This window comes from uncultured Marivirga sp., from assembly GCF_963974845.1.
Lineage (GTDB): Bacteria > Bacteroidota > Bacteroidia > Cytophagales > Cyclobacteriaceae > Marivirga > Marivirga harenae.
The window spans coordinates 680,156-702,198 of the sequence record NZ_CAXBEQ010000001.1; the positions used below are offsets into that span (position 1 = coordinate 680,156).

Annotated in this window: 22 protein-coding genes; 14 read left to right on the forward strand and 8 right to left on the reverse strand. The window is 35.5% G+C overall.

The window, feature by feature from the left end; all coding sequences use genetic code 11:
- The first annotated feature begins 196 nt into the window (after positions 1–196).
- From clpB to AAC601_RS02990, 3 genes are all read left to right on the forward strand, one after another.
- The gene (gene clpB / locus AAC601_RS02980; protein WP_340152439.1) at positions 197–2,821 is read left to right on the forward strand and encodes an ATP-dependent chaperone ClpB; all 2,625 of its coding nucleotides are present in this window, start codon (positions 197–199) and stop codon (positions 2,819–2,821) included.
- Between the two features lie 264 nt (positions 2,822–3,085).
- On the forward strand, positions 3,086–5,443 hold the full coding sequence (locus tag AAC601_RS02985; RefSeq protein WP_340152440.1) for a TonB-dependent receptor: 2,358 nt from the start codon (positions 3,086–3,088) through the stop codon (positions 5,441–5,443).
- 1 nt (position 5,444) lies between these two features.
- Positions 5,445–6,479: a DUF4249 domain-containing protein gene (locus AAC601_RS02990; RefSeq protein WP_303268124.1), complete on the forward strand. Its 1,035-nt coding sequence runs from the start codon at positions 5,445–5,447 to the stop codon at positions 6,477–6,479.
- 3 nt (positions 6,480–6,482) lie between these two features.
- Here AAC601_RS02990 and AAC601_RS02995 read toward each other — a convergent pair whose 3' ends face one another.
- From AAC601_RS02995 to rsmA, 6 genes are all read right to left on the reverse strand, one after another.
- Positions 6,483–6,878 carry an HIT family protein gene (locus AAC601_RS02995; RefSeq protein WP_340152441.1) on the reverse strand — a complete coding sequence of 132 codons (396 nt, stop codon included), beginning with the start codon at positions 6,876–6,878 and terminating at the stop codon, positions 6,483–6,485.
- 56 nt (positions 6,879–6,934) lie between these two features.
- The gene (gene greA / locus AAC601_RS03000) at positions 6,935–7,408 is read right to left on the reverse strand and encodes a transcription elongation factor GreA (RefSeq protein WP_340152442.1); all 474 of its coding nucleotides are present in this window, start codon (positions 7,406–7,408) and stop codon (positions 6,935–6,937) included.
- A 131-nt stretch (positions 7,409–7,539) separates the two neighbouring features.
- Positions 7,540–8,382, reverse strand: coding sequence for a pentapeptide repeat-containing protein (locus AAC601_RS03005; RefSeq protein ID WP_303268127.1), 843 nt, complete (start codon positions 8,380–8,382; stop codon positions 7,540–7,542).
- A 67-nt stretch (positions 8,383–8,449) separates the two neighbouring features.
- The gene (locus AAC601_RS03010) at positions 8,450–9,394 is read right to left on the reverse strand and encodes an NAD(P)-dependent oxidoreductase (protein ID WP_303268128.1); all 945 of its coding nucleotides are present in this window, start codon (positions 9,392–9,394) and stop codon (positions 8,450–8,452) included.
- 22 nt (positions 9,395–9,416) lie between these two features.
- On the reverse strand, positions 9,417–10,793 hold the full coding sequence (gene mgtE / locus AAC601_RS03015; protein ID WP_340152443.1) for a magnesium transporter: 1,377 nt from the start codon (positions 10,791–10,793) through the stop codon (positions 9,417–9,419).
- On the reverse strand, positions 10,780–11,562 hold the full coding sequence (rsmA, locus tag AAC601_RS03020) for a 16S rRNA (adenine(1518)-N(6)/adenine(1519)-N(6))-dimethyltransferase RsmA (RefSeq protein WP_303268130.1): 783 nt from the start codon (positions 11,560–11,562) through the stop codon (positions 10,780–10,782). The genes mgtE and rsmA overlap by 14 nt, the downstream gene beginning before the upstream one ends.
- An 86-nt stretch (positions 11,563–11,648) precedes the next feature.
- Between rsmA and pdxA the strand changes: the two genes are divergently transcribed.
- The 9 genes from pdxA (at position 11,649) to AAC601_RS03065 (ending at position 18,400) form a co-directional block, all read left to right on the forward strand.
- Positions 11,649–12,659, forward strand: a complete 1,011-nt coding sequence (gene pdxA / locus AAC601_RS03025; protein ID WP_303268131.1) for a 4-hydroxythreonine-4-phosphate dehydrogenase PdxA — start codon at positions 11,649–11,651, stop codon at positions 12,657–12,659.
- 56 nt (positions 12,660–12,715) lie between these two features.
- Complete coding sequence (locus AAC601_RS03030; RefSeq protein ID WP_340152444.1) at positions 12,716–13,246, forward strand: DUF177 domain-containing protein; 531 nt, start codon at positions 12,716–12,718, stop codon at positions 13,244–13,246.
- Between the two features lie 20 nt (positions 13,247–13,266).
- On the forward strand, positions 13,267–13,458 hold the full coding sequence (rpmF, locus tag AAC601_RS03035) for a 50S ribosomal protein L32 (protein ID WP_013455314.1): 192 nt from the start codon (positions 13,267–13,269) through the stop codon (positions 13,456–13,458).
- 231 nt (positions 13,459–13,689) lie between these two features.
- Positions 13,690–14,685, forward strand: coding sequence for a beta-ketoacyl-ACP synthase III (locus tag AAC601_RS03040; protein ID WP_303268133.1), 996 nt, complete (start codon positions 13,690–13,692; stop codon positions 14,683–14,685).
- Positions 14,686–14,713: 28 nt separating this feature from the next.
- Positions 14,714–15,280, forward strand: a complete 567-nt coding sequence (gene efp / locus AAC601_RS03045) for an elongation factor P (RefSeq protein WP_303268134.1) — start codon at positions 14,714–14,716, stop codon at positions 15,278–15,280.
- Between the two features lie 49 nt (positions 15,281–15,329).
- On the forward strand, positions 15,330–15,806 hold the full coding sequence (gene accB, locus AAC601_RS03050; RefSeq protein ID WP_340152445.1) for an acetyl-CoA carboxylase biotin carboxyl carrier protein: 477 nt from the start codon (positions 15,330–15,332) through the stop codon (positions 15,804–15,806).
- Positions 15,807–15,857: 51 nt separating this feature from the next.
- Positions 15,858–17,213, forward strand: a complete 1,356-nt coding sequence (gene accC, locus AAC601_RS03055) for an acetyl-CoA carboxylase biotin carboxylase subunit (RefSeq protein WP_303268136.1) — start codon at positions 15,858–15,860, stop codon at positions 17,211–17,213.
- Between the two features lie 16 nt (positions 17,214–17,229).
- Complete coding sequence (locus AAC601_RS03060) at positions 17,230–17,916, forward strand: hypothetical protein (RefSeq protein ID WP_303268137.1); 687 nt, start codon at positions 17,230–17,232, stop codon at positions 17,914–17,916.
- A complete protein-coding gene (locus tag AAC601_RS03065; protein ID WP_340152446.1) occupies positions 17,906–18,400 on the forward strand; it encodes a Rid family hydrolase in 495 nt (164 codons plus the stop codon). Before AAC601_RS03060 ends, AAC601_RS03065 begins: the two co-directional genes overlap by 11 nt.
- Position 18,401: 1 nt before the next feature.
- Here AAC601_RS03065 and AAC601_RS03070 read toward each other — a convergent pair whose 3' ends face one another.
- Positions 18,402–19,289 carry a phosphatase gene (locus AAC601_RS03070; RefSeq protein WP_303268139.1) on the reverse strand — a complete coding sequence of 296 codons (888 nt, stop codon included), beginning with the start codon at positions 19,287–19,289 and terminating at the stop codon, positions 18,402–18,404.
- Between the two features lie 146 nt (positions 19,290–19,435).
- Here AAC601_RS03070 and AAC601_RS03075 point away from each other — a divergent pair, with 146 nt between their 5' ends.
- On the forward strand, positions 19,436–20,383 hold the full coding sequence (locus AAC601_RS03075; RefSeq protein ID WP_303268140.1) for a hypothetical protein: 948 nt from the start codon (positions 19,436–19,438) through the stop codon (positions 20,381–20,383).
- 32 nt (positions 20,384–20,415) lie between these two features.
- Here the strand turns inward: AAC601_RS03075 and AAC601_RS03080 are convergent, their stop codons facing one another.
- Positions 20,416–20,943, reverse strand: coding sequence for a YceI family protein (locus AAC601_RS03080; protein ID WP_340152447.1), 528 nt, complete (start codon positions 20,941–20,943; stop codon positions 20,416–20,418).
- Positions 20,944–21,454: 511 nt separating this feature from the next.
- Between AAC601_RS03080 and hisH the strand changes: the two genes are divergently transcribed.
- Positions 21,455–22,039: an imidazole glycerol phosphate synthase subunit HisH gene (gene hisH, locus AAC601_RS03085; protein WP_340152448.1), complete on the forward strand. Its 585-nt coding sequence runs from the start codon at positions 21,455–21,457 to the stop codon at positions 22,037–22,039.
- Positions 22,040–22,043 lie beyond the last annotated feature (4 nt).

A 22,043-nucleotide genomic window follows, 5' to 3' on the forward strand; every position in this document is an offset into this window, starting at 1 on the left:
GTTTTATTTGAGGAATGTTTTTTATGATTTATATCAGGACATTTTTAACACACTTTTATTAATCATGTACTATAATTATGTCATTCTGTCTTAGAATGATTAAATACTAACTTGAAATAAGTCATAAAGGCAGGATTTTGTCTATGGTCAATAAATTGCTCTGGTTTGAAAGAATAGTAAATCAAAACTTACGAAAATGAACTTAAACGAATATACAATAAAATCGCAAGAGGCTATTCAGAAAGCGGCCGAAATCGCTTTAGGAAATGGTCAGCAAGCTATAGAAACCGGACATTTATTAAAAGCAATTCAGCAGACAGATGAAAATGTTCTTTCTTTTGTTAATAAAAAATTAAATGTAAACAAGGCCCAACTCGATAGTAAATTAGATGAGTTAGTTTCGGGATATCCAAAAGTCAGTGGTGCTCAACCCTACTTGTCAAATGATGCACATAAGGCACTATCTGAATCCAAGAAGTTCTTAAAAGAATTTAAGGATGAGTACGTAGCCATAGAGCATTTAATTTTAGGAATATTAAAGACAGGTGATAAAACATCGACTTTGCTAAAAGATGCAGGTTTTGCCGAAAAGGATTTAATTAAAGCCATTAAAGAGTTACGGGGAGGAGATTCTGTGAAAGATCAAAATGCGGAATCAAAATATCGTTCTTTAGAGCGATACTCCATCAATTTGAATGAGCAAGCAAAGGCAGGGAAAATTGATCCTGTTATTGGTCGAGATGAAGAAATCCGCAGAGTCTTACAGATTTTGTCGAGAAGGACTAAAAACAATCCTATCTTATTAGGTGAGCCTGGAGTTGGTAAGACAGCGATAGTAGAAGGAATGGCTCAAAGAATCGTTGACGGAGATGTTCCCGAAAACCTTAAAGAAAAAATATTAATATCCCTTGATATGGGGCTCTTAGTTGCAGGTGCGAAATACAAAGGTGAATTTGAAGAACGATTGAAGGCTGTAATTAAAGAAGTGACTGATTCAGATGGACAGATTATCTTATTTATTGATGAGATTCATACTTTGATTGGTGCCGGTGGAGGTGAAGGGGCAATGGATGCTGCCAATTTATTAAAGCCTGCTTTGGCTCGTGGTGAATTGCATGCAATTGGTGCTACAACGCTTAAGGAGTACCAGAAATATGTCGAAAAAGATAAAGCACTAGAAAGAAGATTTCAGTCCGTTAATGTTGATGAACCGTCTCAAGAAGATGCAATTTCCATTTTGCGCGGAATAAAAGATAAATACGAGGTGCATCATGGCGTTAGAATAAAAGATGATGCCGTAATTGCTGCAGTAGAGCTTTCAAGTAGATATATTTCTGATAGATTCTTGCCAGACAAGGCTATTGATTTAATGGATGAGGCAGCTTCAAAAATGAGAATAGAAATTGATTCCTTGCCTGAAGAACTAGATGAGTTGAACCGTAAAATCATGCAATTAGAGATCGAAAGAGAGGCAATGCGCAGGGAGAAGAACAAGGATAAAGAAGCCGTGGTCAATAGAGACTTGGCTGATTTTGAAGAAAAACGAAAAGATCTCCGTGCGAAATGGGAAAGCGAAAAAGCAGTGATTCAAGGAATTCAGAAGCAAAAAGAACATATTGATAAATTAAAACTTGAAGCAGAACAAGCTGAGCGTTCAGGTGATTTTGGAAGGGTAGCGGAAATCAGATACGGGAAATTGACTGAAGCGGAAGCAAAATTGAATGAGTTTCAGTCCAAGATGCAAGAAATGCAAAATTCCAGCCACACATTATTAAAAGAAGAAGTGGGTTCTGAGGAAATTGCTGATGTGGTCGCTAGATGGACTGGAATTCCGGTCACCAAAATGTTACAAAGCGACAGGGAAAAATTATTGCATCTGGAAGAAGAATTAGGAAAGAGAGTGGCAGGGCAAAAGGAAGCAATAACTGCGCTATCAGATGCCGTTAGACGAAGTAGAGCTGGCTTACAAGATCCGCGAAAACCAATTGGATCTTTTATTTTCATGGGTACCACAGGTGTTGGTAAAACCGAATTAGCCAAGGCCTTAGCAGGATATCTCTTCAGTGATGAGAACGCTATGATTAGAATTGATATGTCTGAATATCAAGAAAGACATTCGGTTAGTAGGTTAGTAGGAGCGCCTCCGGGTTATGTAGGATATGATGAAGGAGGGCAGCTTACAGAAGCAGTTAGAAGAAAGCCATATTCGGTGATTCTATTGGATGAAATTGAAAAAGCTCACCCTGATACTTTTAATATATTATTACAGGTATTAGACGATGGTAGATTGACAGATAATAAAGGGAGATTAGCCAATTTCAAAAATACTATCATCATCATGACAACTAATATTGGGTCTGGCTTGATACAGGAAAGATTGAGTCCCGAAAATTACAGTGGGGACGAATGGCAGAAAGAACAAGTGTTGGCTGATACGCGAAATGAGGTTTTTGAACTACTAAAGAAATCTGTGAAGCCAGAATTTTTGAATAGGATAGATGAAACTATCATGTTTGAGCCATTGAATGAGCAAATTTTGAGACAGATTGTAAATATTCAATGGAAGGAAGTTCAGAAAAGACTAAAAGAAAACGGAATTCAAATTGATGCTACACAGGATGTTCTTGATTACTTAGGAAAGATAGGCTATGACCCACAATTTGGAGCAAGACCGCTCAAAAGAGTGATGCAGAGAACTATTTTGAATGAGCTATCCAAACAGATTTTAAGTGGCGAAGTCAGCAATGATAGCACGGTGCTTATTGAAATGGAAGATGATGAAATCGTTTTTAGAAATGTCCAAGATGTAGAGATAGAATAAAGATCTAAAAATAGAATAGACCATGTTATAGAAATTCAACATGGTCTATTCTGTTTTAGCAATTATTTTTTTTATACTTATTAAATTCCGTAATCAGTCGGTTGGGGAAATGGAACAGTGTTCCTGCAATTTTTTATTTTATAAGAGCGACCAGAAAACCCTATGATCAGTTGAGTTTTAAAATAAGGAATTACCGACTATCAAAATAATTAAAATCAATTAGCATATTTAATAAGCTATTACTTGTTTTGTGAAAACATCAACATGCGTAGCTTTTTTATAGTATTTTTTATTTTTTCGTTTAACATTTCCTTTGTTGAAGCTTTTCAAAACCAAAAGGTCAGAGTATCAGGAACTATACTTGATAAAAAAACCAAGGAAGCCATCGTTGGGGCATCTATTTCTTGGAATGATGGAATGGAAGGCGTTGTAGCCGATGTAAATGGACGTTTTTCATTTAAAATTGAACCTGGCTTTTACACTTTAACGATCTCTGCTGTAGGCAAGAAAACTATTAAGCGAGATTTAAAGATCAACAAAAATCTAAACCTTGATTTTCAGTTGGACCCAGATGTTCAGCAATTGTCTGAAGTGACAGTTAGATCAAAAGGAGATGTATCTACACTGAAATCTGCTTCCATGGGTATTGAGAGATTATCTATTAAAGCTATAAAGCAGATGCCACCAATGATGGGAGAGGTTGATGTGATAAAAAGTGTTATCACATTACCAGGAATTAGTTCGATAGGTGAGGGCTCAGGAGGGATAAATGTAAGAGGGGGTTCAGTAGGGCAAAATTTAGTCCTTTTAGATGGAGCGCCTATATTTTTTACCTCTCATCTTTTTGGTTTTTTCTCTGTTTTTAATCAGGATGTTATAGAAGATGTAGTGCTTTACAAAGGCAGTATTCCAGCTCGATATGGCGGTAGAATTTCATCTGTACTTTCCGTTGAAACTCAAGACCCAATTAAAGACTCCTTAAATTTAAGCGGTGGTGTGGGAATTATTTCTAGTAGATTAACTCTGCAAACACCTCTTATTAAAGACAAGCTTGGCTTTATGTTGTCGGGAAGAACCACCTACTCTGATTGGATAATTAATGCTGTAAATAATCCTCAAATTCAGAATAGCTCAGCTTCCTTTTACGATTTAAATTCAAAACTAAGTTGGAAAATATCAGATAAAAGTAGAATTAGTTATTCTATATATCATGGTGCTGATGAGTTTGCATTTTCAGCAGATACTACTTACCGTTATGGAAACATATCATCAACCTTAAAATATCAGCAAGAAATTAATGAAATTTTGAATCTCACTGGCCTAGCGACTTATTCTAATAACTTTTCGAGAGTTAATGGAGATTTTAGTAAACAAAATTTTACTTTAGATATTGGAAGTGAGAATCGTGCAGCCAAAGTTTATTTAGGAGCTGATCTATCTCTCCATTACATAGAATGGGGCGCAGAATTTAATGAATATCAATTGAATCCTGGTGATTTGAAGCCGAGTGGAACCGAGTCTATTATTACAGCCAATAAACTTGAGCTTGATAGAGGGCGAGAATGGGGGTTTTTTATTGAAGATAATTTTTCCTTTGGAGATTTTAAATTTATTCTTGGTGCCAGATATAGTCTATTTAATAAAATAGGGGACTATACTTCCTACACATATGATGATAACATGACAAAATCGCCTCAGACGATAGTTGAAACCACGCGATTTGAAAGGAATGAGATCATACAAACCTATGGGGGAATCGAACCTAGGCTTTCTGTTAATTACGAGTTATCTGAAACGCAGTCCTTGAAATTTGGCTACCAACGTACGAGGCAATACTTACATTTAATTGCAAATAATGCAGCAGTGGTACCAACTGATATCTATAAATTAAGTAATTCAAATATTAAACCTCAAGTAGGGGATCAAGTTTCCTTAGGATATTTCCAAAACTTTGAAAATGGTTTGTTTGAAACTTCAACTGAAGTGTATTATAAAAACACTAAAAACTCAATTGATTATAAAGAGGGAGCTAATCTCTTATTAAATGAATTTGTAGAAACACAGTTGGTTAATGGAAATGGCTATTCTTATGGAGCGGAATTTTCTATTAATAAAACAAAAGGAGATTTTTCCGGAAGACTAAGCTATACTTATTCTCGTTCCTTATTTCAAGCTACGGGAAGTTTTGAAGAAGAAAGAATAAATGACGGAAAGCTTTATCCTGCTTATTTTGATAAGCCTCATGATTTGACCACTATATTCACTTATAAAATGGATAAGGAATGGAGTGTAAGCGCTAACTTTACCTATAGCACTGGGCGACCTGTAAGTGTTCCAATAAGTAAATACGATTTAGGAGATGTTTCAGTCGCTGAATTTTCTGAGCGGAACCAATATAGAATACCTGATTACCACAGGCTTGATCTTTCACTAAATTGGGATCCTGATAATACCGGACAGAAAATTGACAGTAGCTGGACTGTCGGATTGTATAACGTCTATGGTCGAAAAAATCCCTTTTCTGTATTCTTCAGGGATAGAAACGGAGCCCCACCGCAAGGTTATCAATTAGCTATTTTAGGTATTCCTTTTCCTTCTTTAACCTATAATTTTAATTTCTAATATGCTGAAAAAATTATTTATAACTGCTATTGTTTTTACTTGTTTTTCAGCTTGCATTGATCCTTTAGAAGTTGAAATAAAAAATGACGGAACCAGTTTAGTTGTATATGCTGAGGTTACTGATCAAGCAGAGAGATATACAGTGCAATTAAGTAGAACTTCAAACTACGAATCTGGTCTACCTGAGAAGGAAACCAATGCGTTTGTTGAGGTAATTGACCTGGATGGAAATGAGTATCAATTTGTTGAAGAAAAACCTGGGACTTATAGATCTTGCCCGGCAGATTTTGTTGGAGAAGTTAATGGCTCTTATAAATTAAGAATAAGTACACAAGATGAAAAGGTCTATGAGTCAGATTTTGAAAAAATAATACCAACTGGTAAAGTAGAGTCTGTTTATTTTAATAAAGAAGAAGTTTTTGAACTAGTTGATGGTCGTTCAAGGCCAATTCAGGGGTTAAAGTTTTATTGTGATTTTAGTGATACTCCAGATAAGGATTATTACAAGTTAGATTGGGAAGGTACTTTTCAATTTAGATCTGCACCGCAAGATAGTTTACATGAATATTGCTGGATTACGGAATCTTCTACAATGGATATTAATCTTTATGAAGATTCCTTTACAAATAATAGCACCAAAGAAGCTTTTGAACTTGCCTTTCTTGAAAAAGGCTTCAGATTTGTTGTGGACTACAGTTTTCAAGTCCAATTAAAATCTATTAATGCTGGAGCATACAATTTCTGGAGATTAGTTGAACAACAATATAATAATGACGGATCTATTTTTTCCGCTTTACCGGCTCAAATTGGTAGTAATATAAAATGTGTTTCAAATGAAGACGAAAATGTCTTAGGATACTTTATGACTTCTGCTGTTTCGAGTCAAAGGGTTAGAGTATCTCCGTATGATATAGATTCACCAAATAGTGTGATATCTGGTTGTAGACCTTTCAGACCAAATGATCCCATACAAGATTATTGCTACGATTGTTCCTTATATCCTAATAGTGTAGCTGAGCAGCCCGATTACTGGTAGGATTTAATCAAAATTGTTTTTTATTATATCGGCTACTTTGCTTAAAGCTTCTTGCGAGGGATTTAATTTCCCTTTGCTAAAATTGATGTCATCCATGGAATTGAGTGGCACTAAGTGGATATGTACGTGCGGCACTTCTAAGCCTATAACGGCTACACCAATCCGGATACAGTCAATAGATTTTTCAATAGATTTGGCTACTTTTTTAGCAAAAAGATGTAAACCTGAATATAGGTCATCTTCCAGATTGAAAATATAATCGGTTTCTTGTTTCGGAACAACTAGTACATGACCCTCAACTAATGGATTAATGTCTAAAAATGCTATAAAATCATCATTTTCAGCAACGATATGCCCAGGAATTTCCCTGTTGATGATTTTTGTAAAAATACTTGCCATAATGCTATCAATATAAGAAGAGCCGACCGATTGTTTTTGATCGGCTCTTTTTAAAATTACATACTAATATCTAGAATTTCAAATTCCATTTTTCCAGCAGGGGCATCTACTTCTGCGATTTCACCCACTTTTTTACCCATTATCCCTTTTCCTATTGGAGATTTAATTGAAATTTTTCCTTCCTTTAGATTAGCTTCCTCTTCGGAAACCATTGTATACGTCACTTCCATTCCATTTTTCTTATTCTTTATTTTGGCTTTTGTCAATAAACCAACTTTGGAGGTGTCAACATCAGATTCCTTTATGACCCTAGCATTAGCCACAACGGTTTCTAATTTATTAATTTTCATTTCTAGTAATCCTTGGGCCTCCTTAGCTGCATCATATTCTGCATTCTCGCTTAAGTCTCCTTTATCCCTAGCTTCTGCAATATCAGCAGAGGCTCTTGGCCTTTCCACGGTTTTTAAATGATGGAGCTCTTCCTTCATTTTTTTTAAACCTTCTTCTGTGTAGTATGATACTTTACTCATCGCTATTAAAAATTGAATTTTCTATAAAATAAAAAACGGCACAGTTTTGCATGAGCCGTCTTTCTTGTTTCTAAATGTTAAAACAAAGATAATGTAATTTAATATTGAAAACAAGATTGTTTCCTAACGTTCTATTTACCTAAAAGTTCTGGGTAGGATTCTTGTATTTCGCTTTTGATATCATCATCAAGTTCAGCCAAATATAAGGTCTTCACTTTTTTCAGTTGGTCAACTGTAATGCCTTCAGCACCTCTCAGATTTGCTTTATATAAGCTAGCTTCATCGAAAACAGCACCAGTTAGATGGCAGTTGCTTAAATCTGCTTCCATTAAATATGCATTTGAAAAATCAGATTTGATTAAGAAGGCGTTTTTAAAGTTTGCTTTGATTAAGAAGGCATCTTTAAAATTTGCTCCACTTGCAAAAGCTCCTTCAAAATTAGCTTGGTTCATTTTGGCATTTTCAAAATTTGTTTGATTTGCTCGGGTTGCAGAGAAGTTACATTCTATGGCATTAGCATGGCTGAAATTTGAGGAATTTAAATTTGAACCAGTTAATTCAACATGACTCATATTTGTTTTTGTCAAATGGCAGTTCACCAGGTTAATCTCTGTAATCTTATGTCTATTAAGTCTCTTGATATTTCCTACTGTTCTAAAGGCAGCTTCTTCTGATTCCCATTGACGGAAATCATCGATTTCATCTTTATACATTTTGATTCTCAGCTGCTTTTCTCCGTTTTCTCTTAGCCAATAAATTAAGATACCGATTATGGCAATATCGAAAAGCATACCATGTGCTTCAGCCAGCACTTCCTTGAAAAAATCACGAAAATTGTCAAAATAATAAGGCAGGCTTAGTCCTAAAACTAAAATAGTAAGAATTACAAGAACTATAACAGAAGTTAAAAGTGGCTTCTCTGTTATCTGTTTGATTTTTTCTTCTATATTTTCCTTAAACTCTCTTTTCCCCATTTGATGAAATCCTAAAGTGAAATCTGTTTCAATTTATAGCAATTTTGTGATTTTTTAATAGCCTCTTCTATAAATTATCAATATTTCTGATTAGTTTTTTAATTTTGTGATAAAGAATTTTATTAATTTTTTCATAAGATTCAAAAGACCAACCAGCTACATGTGGAGTAAATAGCACTTGCTTTAGTTGTGTAATTTCTTGAAAAACGGATAGTTCTTCGGACGCTAGTGATCTTATTTTTTCGTTTTCTAGTACATCTAATGCCGCTCCTTTTATTTCCCCATCTTTTAATAGCTTTAACAAGTCTTTCAAGACTAAAACTTCCCCTCTTGATGTATTAATGAGGTAGTCTAAATTGCTAAATTTGTTAAGAAATTCATAATTTATTAAACCCTTGTTTTGGAGATTCATCGGAATGTGTAAACTGAGGATCTGAGCTTCTTTAAAAATTTCTTCGAGATTTACTTCCTTAACATATTCATTTGAAAATCCTGTTTTCTCAGAATCATAGGCTAAAATTTTACACCCAAAACTACTGAGTCTCTTAGCAAACGCTTCACCCATATTTCCATATCCAATTAACCCAATCGTTTTACCCATCAATTCTACTCCACGATTTCCTTCTCGATCCCAAATGCCGTTACGCACCTCCTGATCTGCTATATTGATTTTATTGAATAGAGTTAGTATCATCCCTATGGCATGTTCTGCTAAAGCATCTCTATTTCCCTCAGGAGCATTAATTAGTTGAATTTTTCTTTTTTTTAAAGCTTCTACTTCCACATTATCCACTCCTGCTCCTGCTCTACCTACAAATTTTAGCTTTTGGGCATTGCCTAGCAAGGCTTCATCAATCGGGGTTTTACTTCGCACAATCAGGCCGTCATAATTTCCTATGATTGAAATGATGTCATGCCTTTCAATTTTTGGCATATAATCCACCTCTAATTTGATTTCATTCAACAAAGGGATTATGCTTTCATGCATTTCATCAATTATGAGTACTTTCATGTATGATATTATTAAGCTTTATTTAGATCAGAAAATGAGCTACTGAAAAATAAACCAGTAAGCCAAGTAAATCATTGGCAGTTGTAATGAAGGGGCCTGCTGCCAAAGCAGGGTTAATGCCTAATTTATCCAGAACCAAGGGGGTAACGGTACCCATAAAAGAGGCTAGTAGAACCACAGTAAATAAAGCTATTGAAACTACTATTGCCAATTTAATATCCTGTCCTAAAATCAAATTCATTCCCATTACTATGCCCGCTATTACGATTCCATTCAAAATTGCAACAGCCAACACTTTGGCAATCCGTTTCAGAAAGGAGTCATCAAATACTGATTTACTTGCCAAACTTTGTAATACAATTGAAGAGGATTGTATGCCCACATTTCCTCCAGTAGCAGTGATCAGGGGAATGAAAAAGGCCATTGCGGGAACAAGCAATATGTCGTCTTCGAAAACGCCAATGAATTGGGCACCTAGTAAACCCCCAAACATTCCTATTATAAGCCACGGTAGTCGGGCTCTTGTTAACATCCAAACACTATCATCTTCCTCAACATCTTCGGAAATACCCGCCATCATCTGCCTTTCTTCTTCTGCTAACTCTGTGATTACATCCACAATATCATCAATTGTGATTCTCCCCATCAACTTTCCCTGCACGTTAACAACGGGAACGGCATCCAAATCATATTTCCTCATGATTTCTGCTACGTCCACCTCGTCCATATACGTCTCTACAGATATTACTTCACTGTCATAAAGGTCTTTTACTTTAAGATCAGCATCTGCCAATATCAGCCTTTTCAGTGATACCCTACCCAACAATACATTTTGGTTATCGACAACATAAACAGAGTAGATTTTTTCTACATTTTCTGCTTGCCTTCTGATTTCATCTATACACTGATTGATTGACCAATTGACGTTGGCCTTAATCAGCTCCTTTGCCATCAAACCTCCGGCTACATCTTCTTCGTAGCGCAAGAGATCCAGGATATTTTTTGCTTTTTCCTTATTTTCTAAGGACGCAATAACTTCTTCTCGATCTTTTAAAGGAAGTTCATTGATGATATCCACCGCATCATCCGAATCCAATTCGTTTAGCATGGCGGCAATCTCAACAGAATCAAATCCTTTCAAATATTTTGAACGGTCATCCTCGTCCAAATCATTGATGACTTCCGCACTGACTTCGTTCTCCAATACATCTAATATGTAGCGAGATTCCTCAGTATCGAACTCGAGTAAAATAGTAGAGATATCTGCAGGATTTATTCCCTCTAAAGTGTTTTTGATGAAATTTTCATCTCGCTCATTAATGGCAAGTTGCAATTTCTCCAAATATTCTTTAGATAACTCAAATTGGTCAATATGCTCTTGTTGATCAAGATTTTCCATTGGCAATGTGGTTTGTCAATTCTACAAAATCATTAACGGTCAGTTGCTCGGCTCGTTTATCTAACAAATCTAATGACTTTATTTCAGTTGATAAGTCGAAAGTTTTTAAAGCATTGCGCAAAGTTTTTCTTCTGTTGTTAAAGCCTTGCTTAACCACCCTGAAAAACAACTTCTCATCGCAAGCCAATGTTTTGGTTTCATTCCTACGAAGGCGTAAAACAGCAGAGGTCACTTTTGGAGGAGGATTGAAAACATTGGGTGGAACAGAAAATAAATATTCTACCTTATAATAAGCTTGAAGTAAAACACTTAAAATCCCATAAGTTTTATTTCCTTCTTTTGAAGCAATTCTTTCTGCCACCTCTTTTTGAATCATCCCCACCACTTCAGGTATTTGGTTTCTGTATTCCAATACTTTAAAAAATATTTGAGACGAAATGTTATATGGGAAATTACCAATGATCCCAAAGGGTTCATTGTAATATCGACCTAGGTCAATTCTCAAAAAGTCTTCTTGAATGATTTTTTCTTTATGATCAGGATATTTGTTTTGAAGAAAGTCAATTGATTCTTGATCTACATCCATAAAAAGCAGCTCATACTTTGCTTTTTCAATTAAGAAATCACTAAGTACGCCAGTTCCCGGGCCAATTTCCAAAAGGTGTTTATAGTGTTTATGCCCGGTCATGCTATCAACAATTTTATTGGCAATATTAGTGTCCTTCAAGAAATGTTGTCCTAGATGTTTTTTTGCTCTTACTCCCTTCATTTTTCAAAGCAGATAAAAAAAAACTAAATTGCACAGAATTTAATCATAATTATTTTACAATTCAGCGTAAAGCTCGTATTTAAGGTATGGAAGAAACCAATAAACCAACTATAGCCATTACTATTGGAGATGTAAACAGCATTTCACCTGAAGTGATTATCAAAGCTTTGGAGGACAATAGAATCATAAAAATGCTGACACCAGTGGTGTATGGGTCTGGGAAAATTTTATCGTACTACAGAAAAGCACTAAATATTCGCGATTTCAATTATTTTCAATTGAAGAAGTTAGAGGAATTAAGCGATAAAAAGCTCAATGTATTGAATTTGTGGGAAGAAACCGTGAATATTACTATGGGTCAATCTACGGAAGAAGCCGGGAAATATGCTTTTGTAAGCATAAAAAAGGCTGTGGAAGATGCAATGGAAGGTCGGGTTGATGCAGTGGTGACTGCTCCAATTAATAAGAACAATATTCAATCTGAAGACTTTAAATTTGCTGGGCATACAGAATACTTGGCCCAAGCTGCAGGCGTGAAAGATAGTTTGATGCTGTTGGTCGATGGTGATTTAAGAGTAGGAGTGGTTACAGGACATATCCCCATTAATCAAGTAGGTGAAAATGTAACGGCAGAAAAAATTGATAGTAAACTCGATATCTTAGAAAAATCCTTGAAGAAAGACTTTGGAATCAAGAAACCAAGGATTGCAGTTTTAGGTTTAAATCCACATGCTGGTGATGGCGGTGTGATTGGAAATGAGGAGGAAGATTTCATTAGACCATTAATCGATAAAAGAAAAGAGAAAGGTAAATTGGTTTTTGGACCTTTTCCTGCGGACGGGTTTTTTGGGAATCATCAATATAAAAATTTTGATGCCGTTTTAGCTATGTATCATGATCAAGGTTTAATCCCATTTAAAACATTAGCTTTCTCTAATGGAGTGAATTTCACAGCTGGACTTCCTTTTGTAAGGACTTCTCCAGATCACGGTACGGCTTACGATTTAACTGGAAAAGGAGAGGCAGATGAAACTTCTATGAGACAAGCCTTGTTCTTGGCAGTTGATATCATTAAAAATAGAAAAGAATATTCTTGAAGCTATTTAGTAATATCAAATAATATTTTTATCTTTGCGCTCTTAATTCAGATGGGATGGAAAAGTTGAAGGATTTCGACATTCAGGTTTATAAGCTTGCAATCAAGCAACATGAATACGAATACACTGTTAATTCAGACTTTTTCAGTAATTTTGAAGGTGAATTGGTTGAAAGTGGGGAAGTGAAGATACAACTTCTATTAGATAAGAGAGAAAATCTATTGGAGTTAAATTTTGATTTCTCGGGCTTCCTTGATTTAATTAGCGACAGAAGCCTTGAACCATTTCAATACCCCATAGATATCAACAAAAAGTTGTTGTATAAATATGGGGAGGAAGAGCAAGAATTGGAAGAAGATGTACTTGTGATCACAAAAAACACGCAAGTGATTAATGTGGGGCATTTCATTTACGAAACAATTGCTTTGCAGATTCCATTAAAGAAACTGCATCCTGATGAAATTGAGGAAGATGAAGAACATAATGAATATGTTTATATAGATGATGCTGAAGAGGATATAAAGGAAGAAGAAGAGAAGATTGACCCAAGGTGGGAAGCATTGAAAAAATTGAATAAAAAGAAATAAGAATTAAAAATTAGAATAAAATGGCGCATCCTAAGAGAAAAATATCTAGAACTAGAAGAGATAAAAGAAGGACTCACAAAAAAGGAACGGCAAAATTATTGGCGATTTGTCCTACTACAGGCGAGGCGCATTTGCCACACAGAGCTTTCTGGCATGAAGGTAAGCTTTACTACAAAGGAAATGTAGTAATGGAAAAAGAAGTATTGGCTTAATAAAGTCAGTTTAAAAACTTAAAGCTTTGCTTAGCCGCAAAGCTTTTTTTATTGGCTTTACTTTTTGAATGGATATTATTTTTAGCACTCTATCATGTTTAAATTTAATTATTCTAAAGTACAAGTTGCTCGCTGAGCCGAAGCTATGCGCATTTCTTTAAAAATTGTCGAGCTTCAAATCAATATTCTATATATTAGCAACTCAATTGCCATAGAAACTACAATCAAAACATGACTAAAATAACTGCAGCTATTACCGGAGTTCATGGGTGGGTGCCTGATTACGTCTTGACCAACAAAGAGTTGGAGACAATGGTGGAAACCAATGATGAATGGATTACATCCCGTACCGGAATAAAAGAGAGAAGAATTCTTAAAGGGGAAAACCAAGGGACTTCTGTAATAGGAACTGAAGCTGTTAAAGGCTTACTGGAAAAAACGGGAAACAAGGCCGAGGATATAGATTTATTAATCTGTGCAACAACAACCCCTGATATGCTATTTCCAGCTACCGCCAATGTAATCAGTAATAATGTGGGAGCTATCAATGCTTTTAGTTACGACTTGCAAGCTGCTTGCTCGGGCTTTGTTTTCGCCTTAGCCACCGCTTCTCAATTCATAGAAACAGGTAAATATAAAAAAGTCGTAGTGGTTGGAGCTGATAAAATGTCTTCAATTATTGATTATCAAGATAGGCAGACATGCATTATTTTCGGAGACGGTGGAGGAGCAGTTTTGCTTGAACCAGACACCGAAGGCTATGGTATAAAAGATTCCATTTTACATACTGATGGCTCTGGAGAGCAATTTTTGCATATGAAAGCCGGTGGCAGTAGAAAACCAGCTACTCATGAAACAATAGATGCCCGTCAACATTATGCTTATCAAGAAGGCAGTCAGGTTTTTAAATTTGCCGTAACAAATATGGCGGAAGTTGCTGCTGATATAATGGCTAAAAATAATTTGACTTCTGAAGATGTAGCTTGGTTGGTTCCACATCAAGCCAATAAAAGAATTATTGACGCCACGGCTAATCGAATGGGTGTTAGTTCTGATAAAGTGATGTTGAATATCCATAAATATGGAAATACAACAAGCGGAACTATTCCATTATGCCTTTGGGAATACGAAAAACAAATGAAAAAAGGAGATAACATAATATTGGCTGCTTTTGGCGGGGGCTTCACATGGGGCTCTGTTTATATAAAATGGGCTTACGATTCTTAAATTAATTCGTTAAATTAAATTTTAATATATGGCAGATACTTCTGATTTTAAAAATGGTCTTTGCATAGAATATAACCATGACTTGTTCACAATCGTTGAATTTCAACACGTAAAGCCGGGTAAAGGCCCTGCGTTTGTACGGACAAAATTGAAAAGTCTTACCACCGGTAAAGTATTAGATAATACATTTACTTCAGGTCATAAGGTTACCACCGCAAGGATAGAACGAAGGCCACATCAATTTCTATATAAAGATGATATTGGTATGCACTTCATGGACACAGAAACTTTTGAACAAATTTCAATTCCAGACGAAGTGATAGATAATGCGGATTTATATAAAGAGGGACAAGAGGTTGAAATTTTGATTCATGCAGAAACAGAAAAACCACTAAGCTGCGAATTGCCTCCTTTTGTTGAGATGAAGGTAACTTATACCGAGCCAGGCATTAAAGGTGATACGGCTACCAATGCTACCAAGCCAGCAACTGTTGAAACTGGTGCAGAAATAAAAGTACCATTATTTATTGATCAAGATGAGCTTATAAAAGTGGATACAAGAACCCGTTCTTATGCGGAAAGGGTGAAAAAATAAATAATTATAATTGTAAAAGAATTTTTGATTTTTAACTAAACCAAAAGCTATGAAAGCGAAAGAGATTCAAGACCTAATTGATTTTATTTCTAAATCCGGATTGGATGAAGTGAATATAGAAACAGAAGAATTCAAAATTAAAGTTAAAAAGAATACCGAAGCAAAAGTCGTTCAAGCTGCAGCACCTGCACCTCAACCAACAGCAGCCCCTGCCCCTGCACCATCTGCCGCTCCAGTAGCTCCTAGCTCTAGTGGCGAAAGTGCTCCTGCTAGTGATGACGATAAATATGTTACAATTAAATCTCCAATGATTGGTACTTTTTATAGGACTCCTAATCCTGATAATCCTGCTTTTGTAAACGTAGGTGATTCAGTAAAAGCGGGAGATACCGTTTGTATCGTAGAAGCAATGAAGTTATTCAATGAAATTGAATCTGACGTTTCAGGTAAAATCGTAAAAATATTAGTGGATAATGCCACTCCTGTAGAATACGACCAGCCATTATTTTTAGTGGATCCTTCTTGATAAATAATAATCAAGAATTGTATTATTTGTTTCATTAAAAAGAAAAGAATCGTGTTTAAAAAGATATTAATTGCCAATAGAGGTGAAATAGCTTTGCGAATCATCAGAACTTGCAAAGAGATGGGAATCAATACCGTGGCTGTATATTCTACTGCAGATAAAGACAGTTTACATGTGCGTTTTGCTGATGAAGCAGTATGCATAGGGCCTGCGGCTAGTAAGGATTCGTATTTGAATATTCCTAACATTATTTCTGCTGCGGAAATCACTAATGCAGATGCAATCCATCCTGGTTATGGATTTTTGTCTGAGAATGCCGAATTTTCAAAAGTTTGTGGGGAATATGGCATCAAATTCATTGGTGCTGATCCAGAGATGATCAGTAAAATGGGAGACAAAGCTACTGCTAAAGCTACTATGAAGGCTGCAGGCGTTCCTACTATTCCAGGCTCAGAAGGTTTGTTGGAATCTATTGAAGAAGGTAAAAAAATTGCTAAAGACATGGGGTATCCCGTTATACTAAAAGCCACTGCCGGTGGTGGAGGTAAAGGGATGCGTATTGTTAATGATGAAGAGGGGTTCAAGAAAGCTTGGGACTCTGCGCGTCAAGAAGCGGGAGCATCCTTTGGAAATGAGGGCCTTTATTTAGAAAAGTTCGTTGAGGAACCACGCCATGTTGAAATTCAAGTGGTTGGAGATAAAAACGGTAAAGCATGTCACCTTTCAGAAAGAGATTGTTCTATTCAGAGAAGACATCAAAAGTTGATAGAGGAGACTCCATGTCCAGTAATGACTGATGAATTGCGTGATGCCATGGGTAAAGCTGCAATAGCTGGTGCTGAAGCAGTAGGTTATGAAGGAGCGGGTACTATTGAATTCCTATTGGATAAGCATAACAATTTCTATTTCATGGAAATGAATACGCGTATTCAAGTGGAGCATCCTATTACTGAGGAAGTTACTGATTTTGACTTGATTAAAGAACAAATCAAAGTAGCTGCTGGAATAACGATATCAGGGCAGAATTACTTTCCGCACCTTTGTGCAATGGAATGTAGAATCAATGCCGAGGATCCTGCGAATGGCTTCAGACCTAGTCCAGGAAAGATTACAAACCTGCATTTGCCTGGCGGTCATGGCGTGAGAGTAGATAGTCATGTTTACGCTGGTTATACCATTCCACCTTTTTACGATTCAATGATTGCGAAATTGATTGTTTCAGGACAATCTAGAGAGGAAGTAATGGTTAGAATGAAACGTGCTTTGAGCGAATTTGTGATCGAAGGTGTCAAAACCACTATCCCCTTTCATATAGAAATGATGGATAATGAGATTTTTAAATCTGGTAATTTCACCACCAAGTTTTTGGATGACTACGACTTCACTAAGTTGAAAAGTACTAAGTAATTAGAATTTAATTCATATGAGAAAGCAAGCTGGAATATTGACTTTGATTAGTTTCCTGCTTGCTTTTTCTGTTTACGGGCAGCAGGATTCTACGCTGACCAAAATTGCAGGAATAAGTTTTGGGACTAGTATTCCAAAAACAGATTTAGAACCTGCCTATAAGAAACCAGGTACTCAAATGTCAGCTTCATTGCAGTTTATTCCTAATCGTTGGTTTAATGTTGGGTTTTGGGTAAGTGTAGGGGAAGTGCAAGCTGAAAATCGTGATGTTCGATTTTTTGACCAGGGAGAGTTTCAAATTAATGATTTCGCTAAAACTAATTATCAGTCATTGCATGTAGAGCCAAGTATTCATTTGCTCAAAAAGCCGAATTACTCGATCTATTTATCTCAAGGCTTTGGTTTCTTACGTTTTTCAGTGTTTGATCGTGATAATAATGATTTAGCATCAAAATTAAATAGTAGAGATCAAGGAGAGGATTATTCTAACTTTACAGTTTTACTCCCCACTACTCTTAATGCATATTATTTTTTAGCTAACGATTTTGGTTTTCAATTACGAACCGGTTGGTTGAATCCCCAAACTGATTATTTAGATAACATTTCAAATTTTGGTAATCCTGAGAATAATGATAATTTGTTTATTCTGCAGTTTTCGTTAATTAAGCGTTTTAATTTTAAAACTTTAGAAGATGAGAAATAGTCTAATCTTAGTTTTTATAATGTGGTTTTCTTTGTCTTGTCAATCTGATGCGCAAAAAGGGGAGACAGAGGATATTAAAAGGATTGATAGACCAGAAGCCAGTATTTTAAAGGGTGCTTATATTCCAAAAGATAAAGATATTTTTTACACATCTGGTTTGGTGAGCGAAGTGCTAAACCCAGATGCTCCTGAAGGTGATATGTCAAAATATGGCAATACATATCAGCAAAGTATTGGGACTTTAGAAAAAATTAAGGAAACAATCGAAGCTGAAGGTTATAATATGCAGGATATATTCTTTCTGAGAGTTTATTTAGCACCTGATGAAATGGGTGAGATTGATTGGGATGCTTGGTTTCAGGCTTATGGAGAATATTTTAATAATGCAGAGAATCCAAATAAAGTGGCTCGGTCCACTATAGGTGTTTATAAATTAGCTAGACCAGAGTTGTTAGTTGAAGTTGAAGCAGTTGCGGCCAAATAGACTATTTTAATATCTCTTTATTCCTTTCATAGAGCACTTGCATTATGCCATCTTTTAAACCGCTATCTGGCACAATAATGCTGGGGCTTTTGGACCATTTCATCGCATTTATGTAAATATCTAATGCAGGTATAATTACATCTGCCCTGTCAGGATTAAGCTGCAATTTATTTATCCTTTCTTCCATGCTAAAACCCTTAATATAGTTCTGCATTTCTACTACTTTTTTCATACTTATAGGTTTACCTGCTTTTTTGTTTACTAAATCTTGTACTTTATTAATATTACCTCCAGTTCCGATAGCATGAATTTTTACTGATTTTTGAATCACTTTTTGTTCAATCCAGTTTTGCATCTCATACCACAAATGGTGCGAGCTGTTGGTCTCAAGATGTCTCACTGAACCAATCTTAAATGACTTCGATAGCAATTTTATATTGTTCCTGTAAAAATTAAACTCGGTGCTTCCTCCACCCACATCTATATGAAGATAAGATTTGTCATCCATATAGGGGAAAATCGCTTTGTTGATCATATCTGCTTCTCTATCACCATCAATGATTTCTATTTCAAGATCCAACTCAGCTTTTACCTGCTCTATTAAATATCTTCCGTTTTCTGCTTCTCTTATGGCGGAGGTGGCGCAGCCCATATAGTCATCGACTTCATAGAGGTCAATCAAGATTTTGAATGCGTGCATTAATTTTAAGAATTTAACCTTAGATTGTTCACTTATCCTCCCTGTTGTGAAAACGTCTTGTCCCAGGCGTAAAGGAAAACGAACATACTCTAGCCTTTTAAAAGTGATTTTACCCTCATAAAGGGTTACTCTTGTTAACTGAATTCTAATGGCATTTGAACCAATATCAATAGCTGCTAGTTTTAACATACCCAAAAAAACAAAAAAATAGATTGATATGTATCGATTATGAAGATAATTTGGATTTGATTTATTTTATTTTTGTTTTGAGTACAAACTTTTGCATATATGAGATTATCTAAATTTTTCTGTATATTTGTTATTGTTAAGTTTTTATGAAAAAAATCCTACTTATATCGATATTGTTTTTTTGCGGAGCAGAAATTTTTGCTCAAAGCTTTTACTCCAACCGGATCAATAGACGTTGGATGGCTACCGGTGGACTAGGTTATGCGAGGTCTTTGGGTGATTTAACTAATCCAGGTTCATATTTTGATACTCGGCTTAACATCGTAGGCGGATTGCAATACAGATTTAGCAATAGAGTACAAGCAGGAGTTAATTTAATGGCTTTTCAGCTTTCTGGAGATGATCAAGATATTGACCCCGAATTGAATACTAGATCAAGAGGCTTGTCCTTCGTTTCCAATAATTTAGAATTAAGCGCCACAGCTTCTATTTCACTTTTTCCAACTGCAAGTCGTTTTACGCAAAGAAAGCTTGTAAATCCTTATATTTTTGCTGGTGTAGGAGTGCTGTTATTTGATCCCAGAGCTGAAGTTCCTGAATATTTAAGGAATGAAGCTGGAGATACATTGATGTCTGTACCAAGAGCAGGTGAAATGGTTTCGTTAAGGAAATATGAAACGGAAAGACCTAATACCTATGGTAGATTTGCTATGGTAATCCCAGTTGGGCTTGGGGTACGAGTTAAAGTTACGGAATTCATAGATGTTACCGCACAGATAAGTAATCGCATTACCTTTACTGATTATTTAGATGATGTAAGCGGAGTAAATGGAAGAGGGTATCCTGATTTAAGTGAATTTGATTTAAATGTTCCTGAAGAAGTAACTGCTGCGGCTTTATCTAATCCGTCAGGAAGAGGCGAGATTAGAGGTAATCCTGAAAGCGATGATTATTATCTAATTTTTAATGTGAAGGCAGAATTTTATATTCAAGGAGATATGTTAAATAGAATATTTGGAGTTGGCGGAAAGCATTACAATATTCGGCCGAGCAGAGGAAGAGGCGGCTTGTTTAACTTTGGTAAGAGAAGATAATAATTAAGTTTGACGAAAGTCTCTTGGTTAAACTAGTTTTGTAGGATCACTTGTACATTTAGCATTAATTTAACGTCATCACTAACAACTACACCACCTGTCTTGGTAACTGCATTCCATGTCAAACCGAACTCTTTCCTATTGATTTTTCCAGAGATTTCAAAACCTGCTTTTTTCTGACCATATCCATCCAGGATAGAACCTCCAAAGTCAACATCTAAGGTAATATTCTTGGTTTTCCCTTTAATAGTCAAATCGCCTTTTAGTTTATAATCATCCCCTGACCTTGTTAGTTTTCCATCAGCAAATGTGATATATGGGTAGTCGGCTGCATCAAAAAAATCAGATGATTTTAAGTGGTTATTTCTTTCTTCAACATTAGTATTTACGCTGGCTGTTTCTATTTGAAATTCAGCTGAAGCATCATCAAAATCTCCATTTTCTGTTTCTAGATGCCCTGAAAATCTATTAAATTGACCACTCACAGTTGAAATAACCAAGTATTTGACGTTGAATTGCACTTCACTGTGTATGGGGTCAATAATCCATTTGGTTTTCATAAGTAGGTCGTAAATTATGTTTTATATTAATATATATGTATAAACATTAAACGTAGGTACATGTAAATAGTTATTGGCTACATAAAATAATTTGTGATCTTAGTTTTAATATTATCATTGGTTAAGAATACAATTATTAACTTGCGCCTTCTAGAAAGAATTGTCGATCTATGATGGACAATGAGAAATTACACTTGAAGGTAATGATGGAAGCTAGAATAGTCGACTTGAAGGCTTCAATTAAAGATTTGAAGGAAGTAAGGAAATCGTAAGGTCTTGAATTGTATTGGAAGATTGAGTAGCCAGGATTACATCAATGATAAAGCAATTAGTGAATCTGAAATTACTAAAGCCGAGAGTAAGCAAAATTTTTTAAGTCGTTGGCTATCACTTTATGCTTTTCTAGAAATTGGAAATGGTTTAGATACGGAAACGAAATTGATATTGATCGATTACTATTAATGCCATCCAGTTCAAAGTATATCAAATGTGCTAATATGTAATATTATAAATGAAGGTAGCAGTTATAAAGTATAATGCAGGCAATATCAAATCCGTGATGTTGGCTTTAAAAAGGTTGGGGTTAGAAGGGAATTTAACAGATAATCCTGAAGAAATATTGAATGCAGATCGAGTGATTTTTCCAGGGCAAGGAGAAGCAATATCTGCTATGAAGTATCTAAAGGAAAGAGATCTGGATAAGGTGATTAAATCTATAGAAAAGCCGTTTCTTGGCATTTGTTTAGGGCTACAGCTTTTATGCAGTCATTCTGAGGAAGGTAATACGGAATGTTTGGGAATTTTCGATGCGAAAGTGAAGAAGTTTCCGAATGATTTGAAAGTACCCCATATGGGCTGGAATGTAGGGAGTTTGTCGGATGATGTTATATTTAAAAACATAAAATCCCCTGCTTATTACTATTTCGTGCATTCTTATTATGCAGAAATTTGCGAGCAAACTATTTCTCAAACTGACTATATGTTGCCCTTTAGCAATGTGCTGAAAAAGAATAATTTCTATGCCATACAGCCCCATCCCGAAAAGAGTGCTGAAGCGGGAGAACAATTTTTAAGAAATTTTTTATTTGAATTATAAAGAA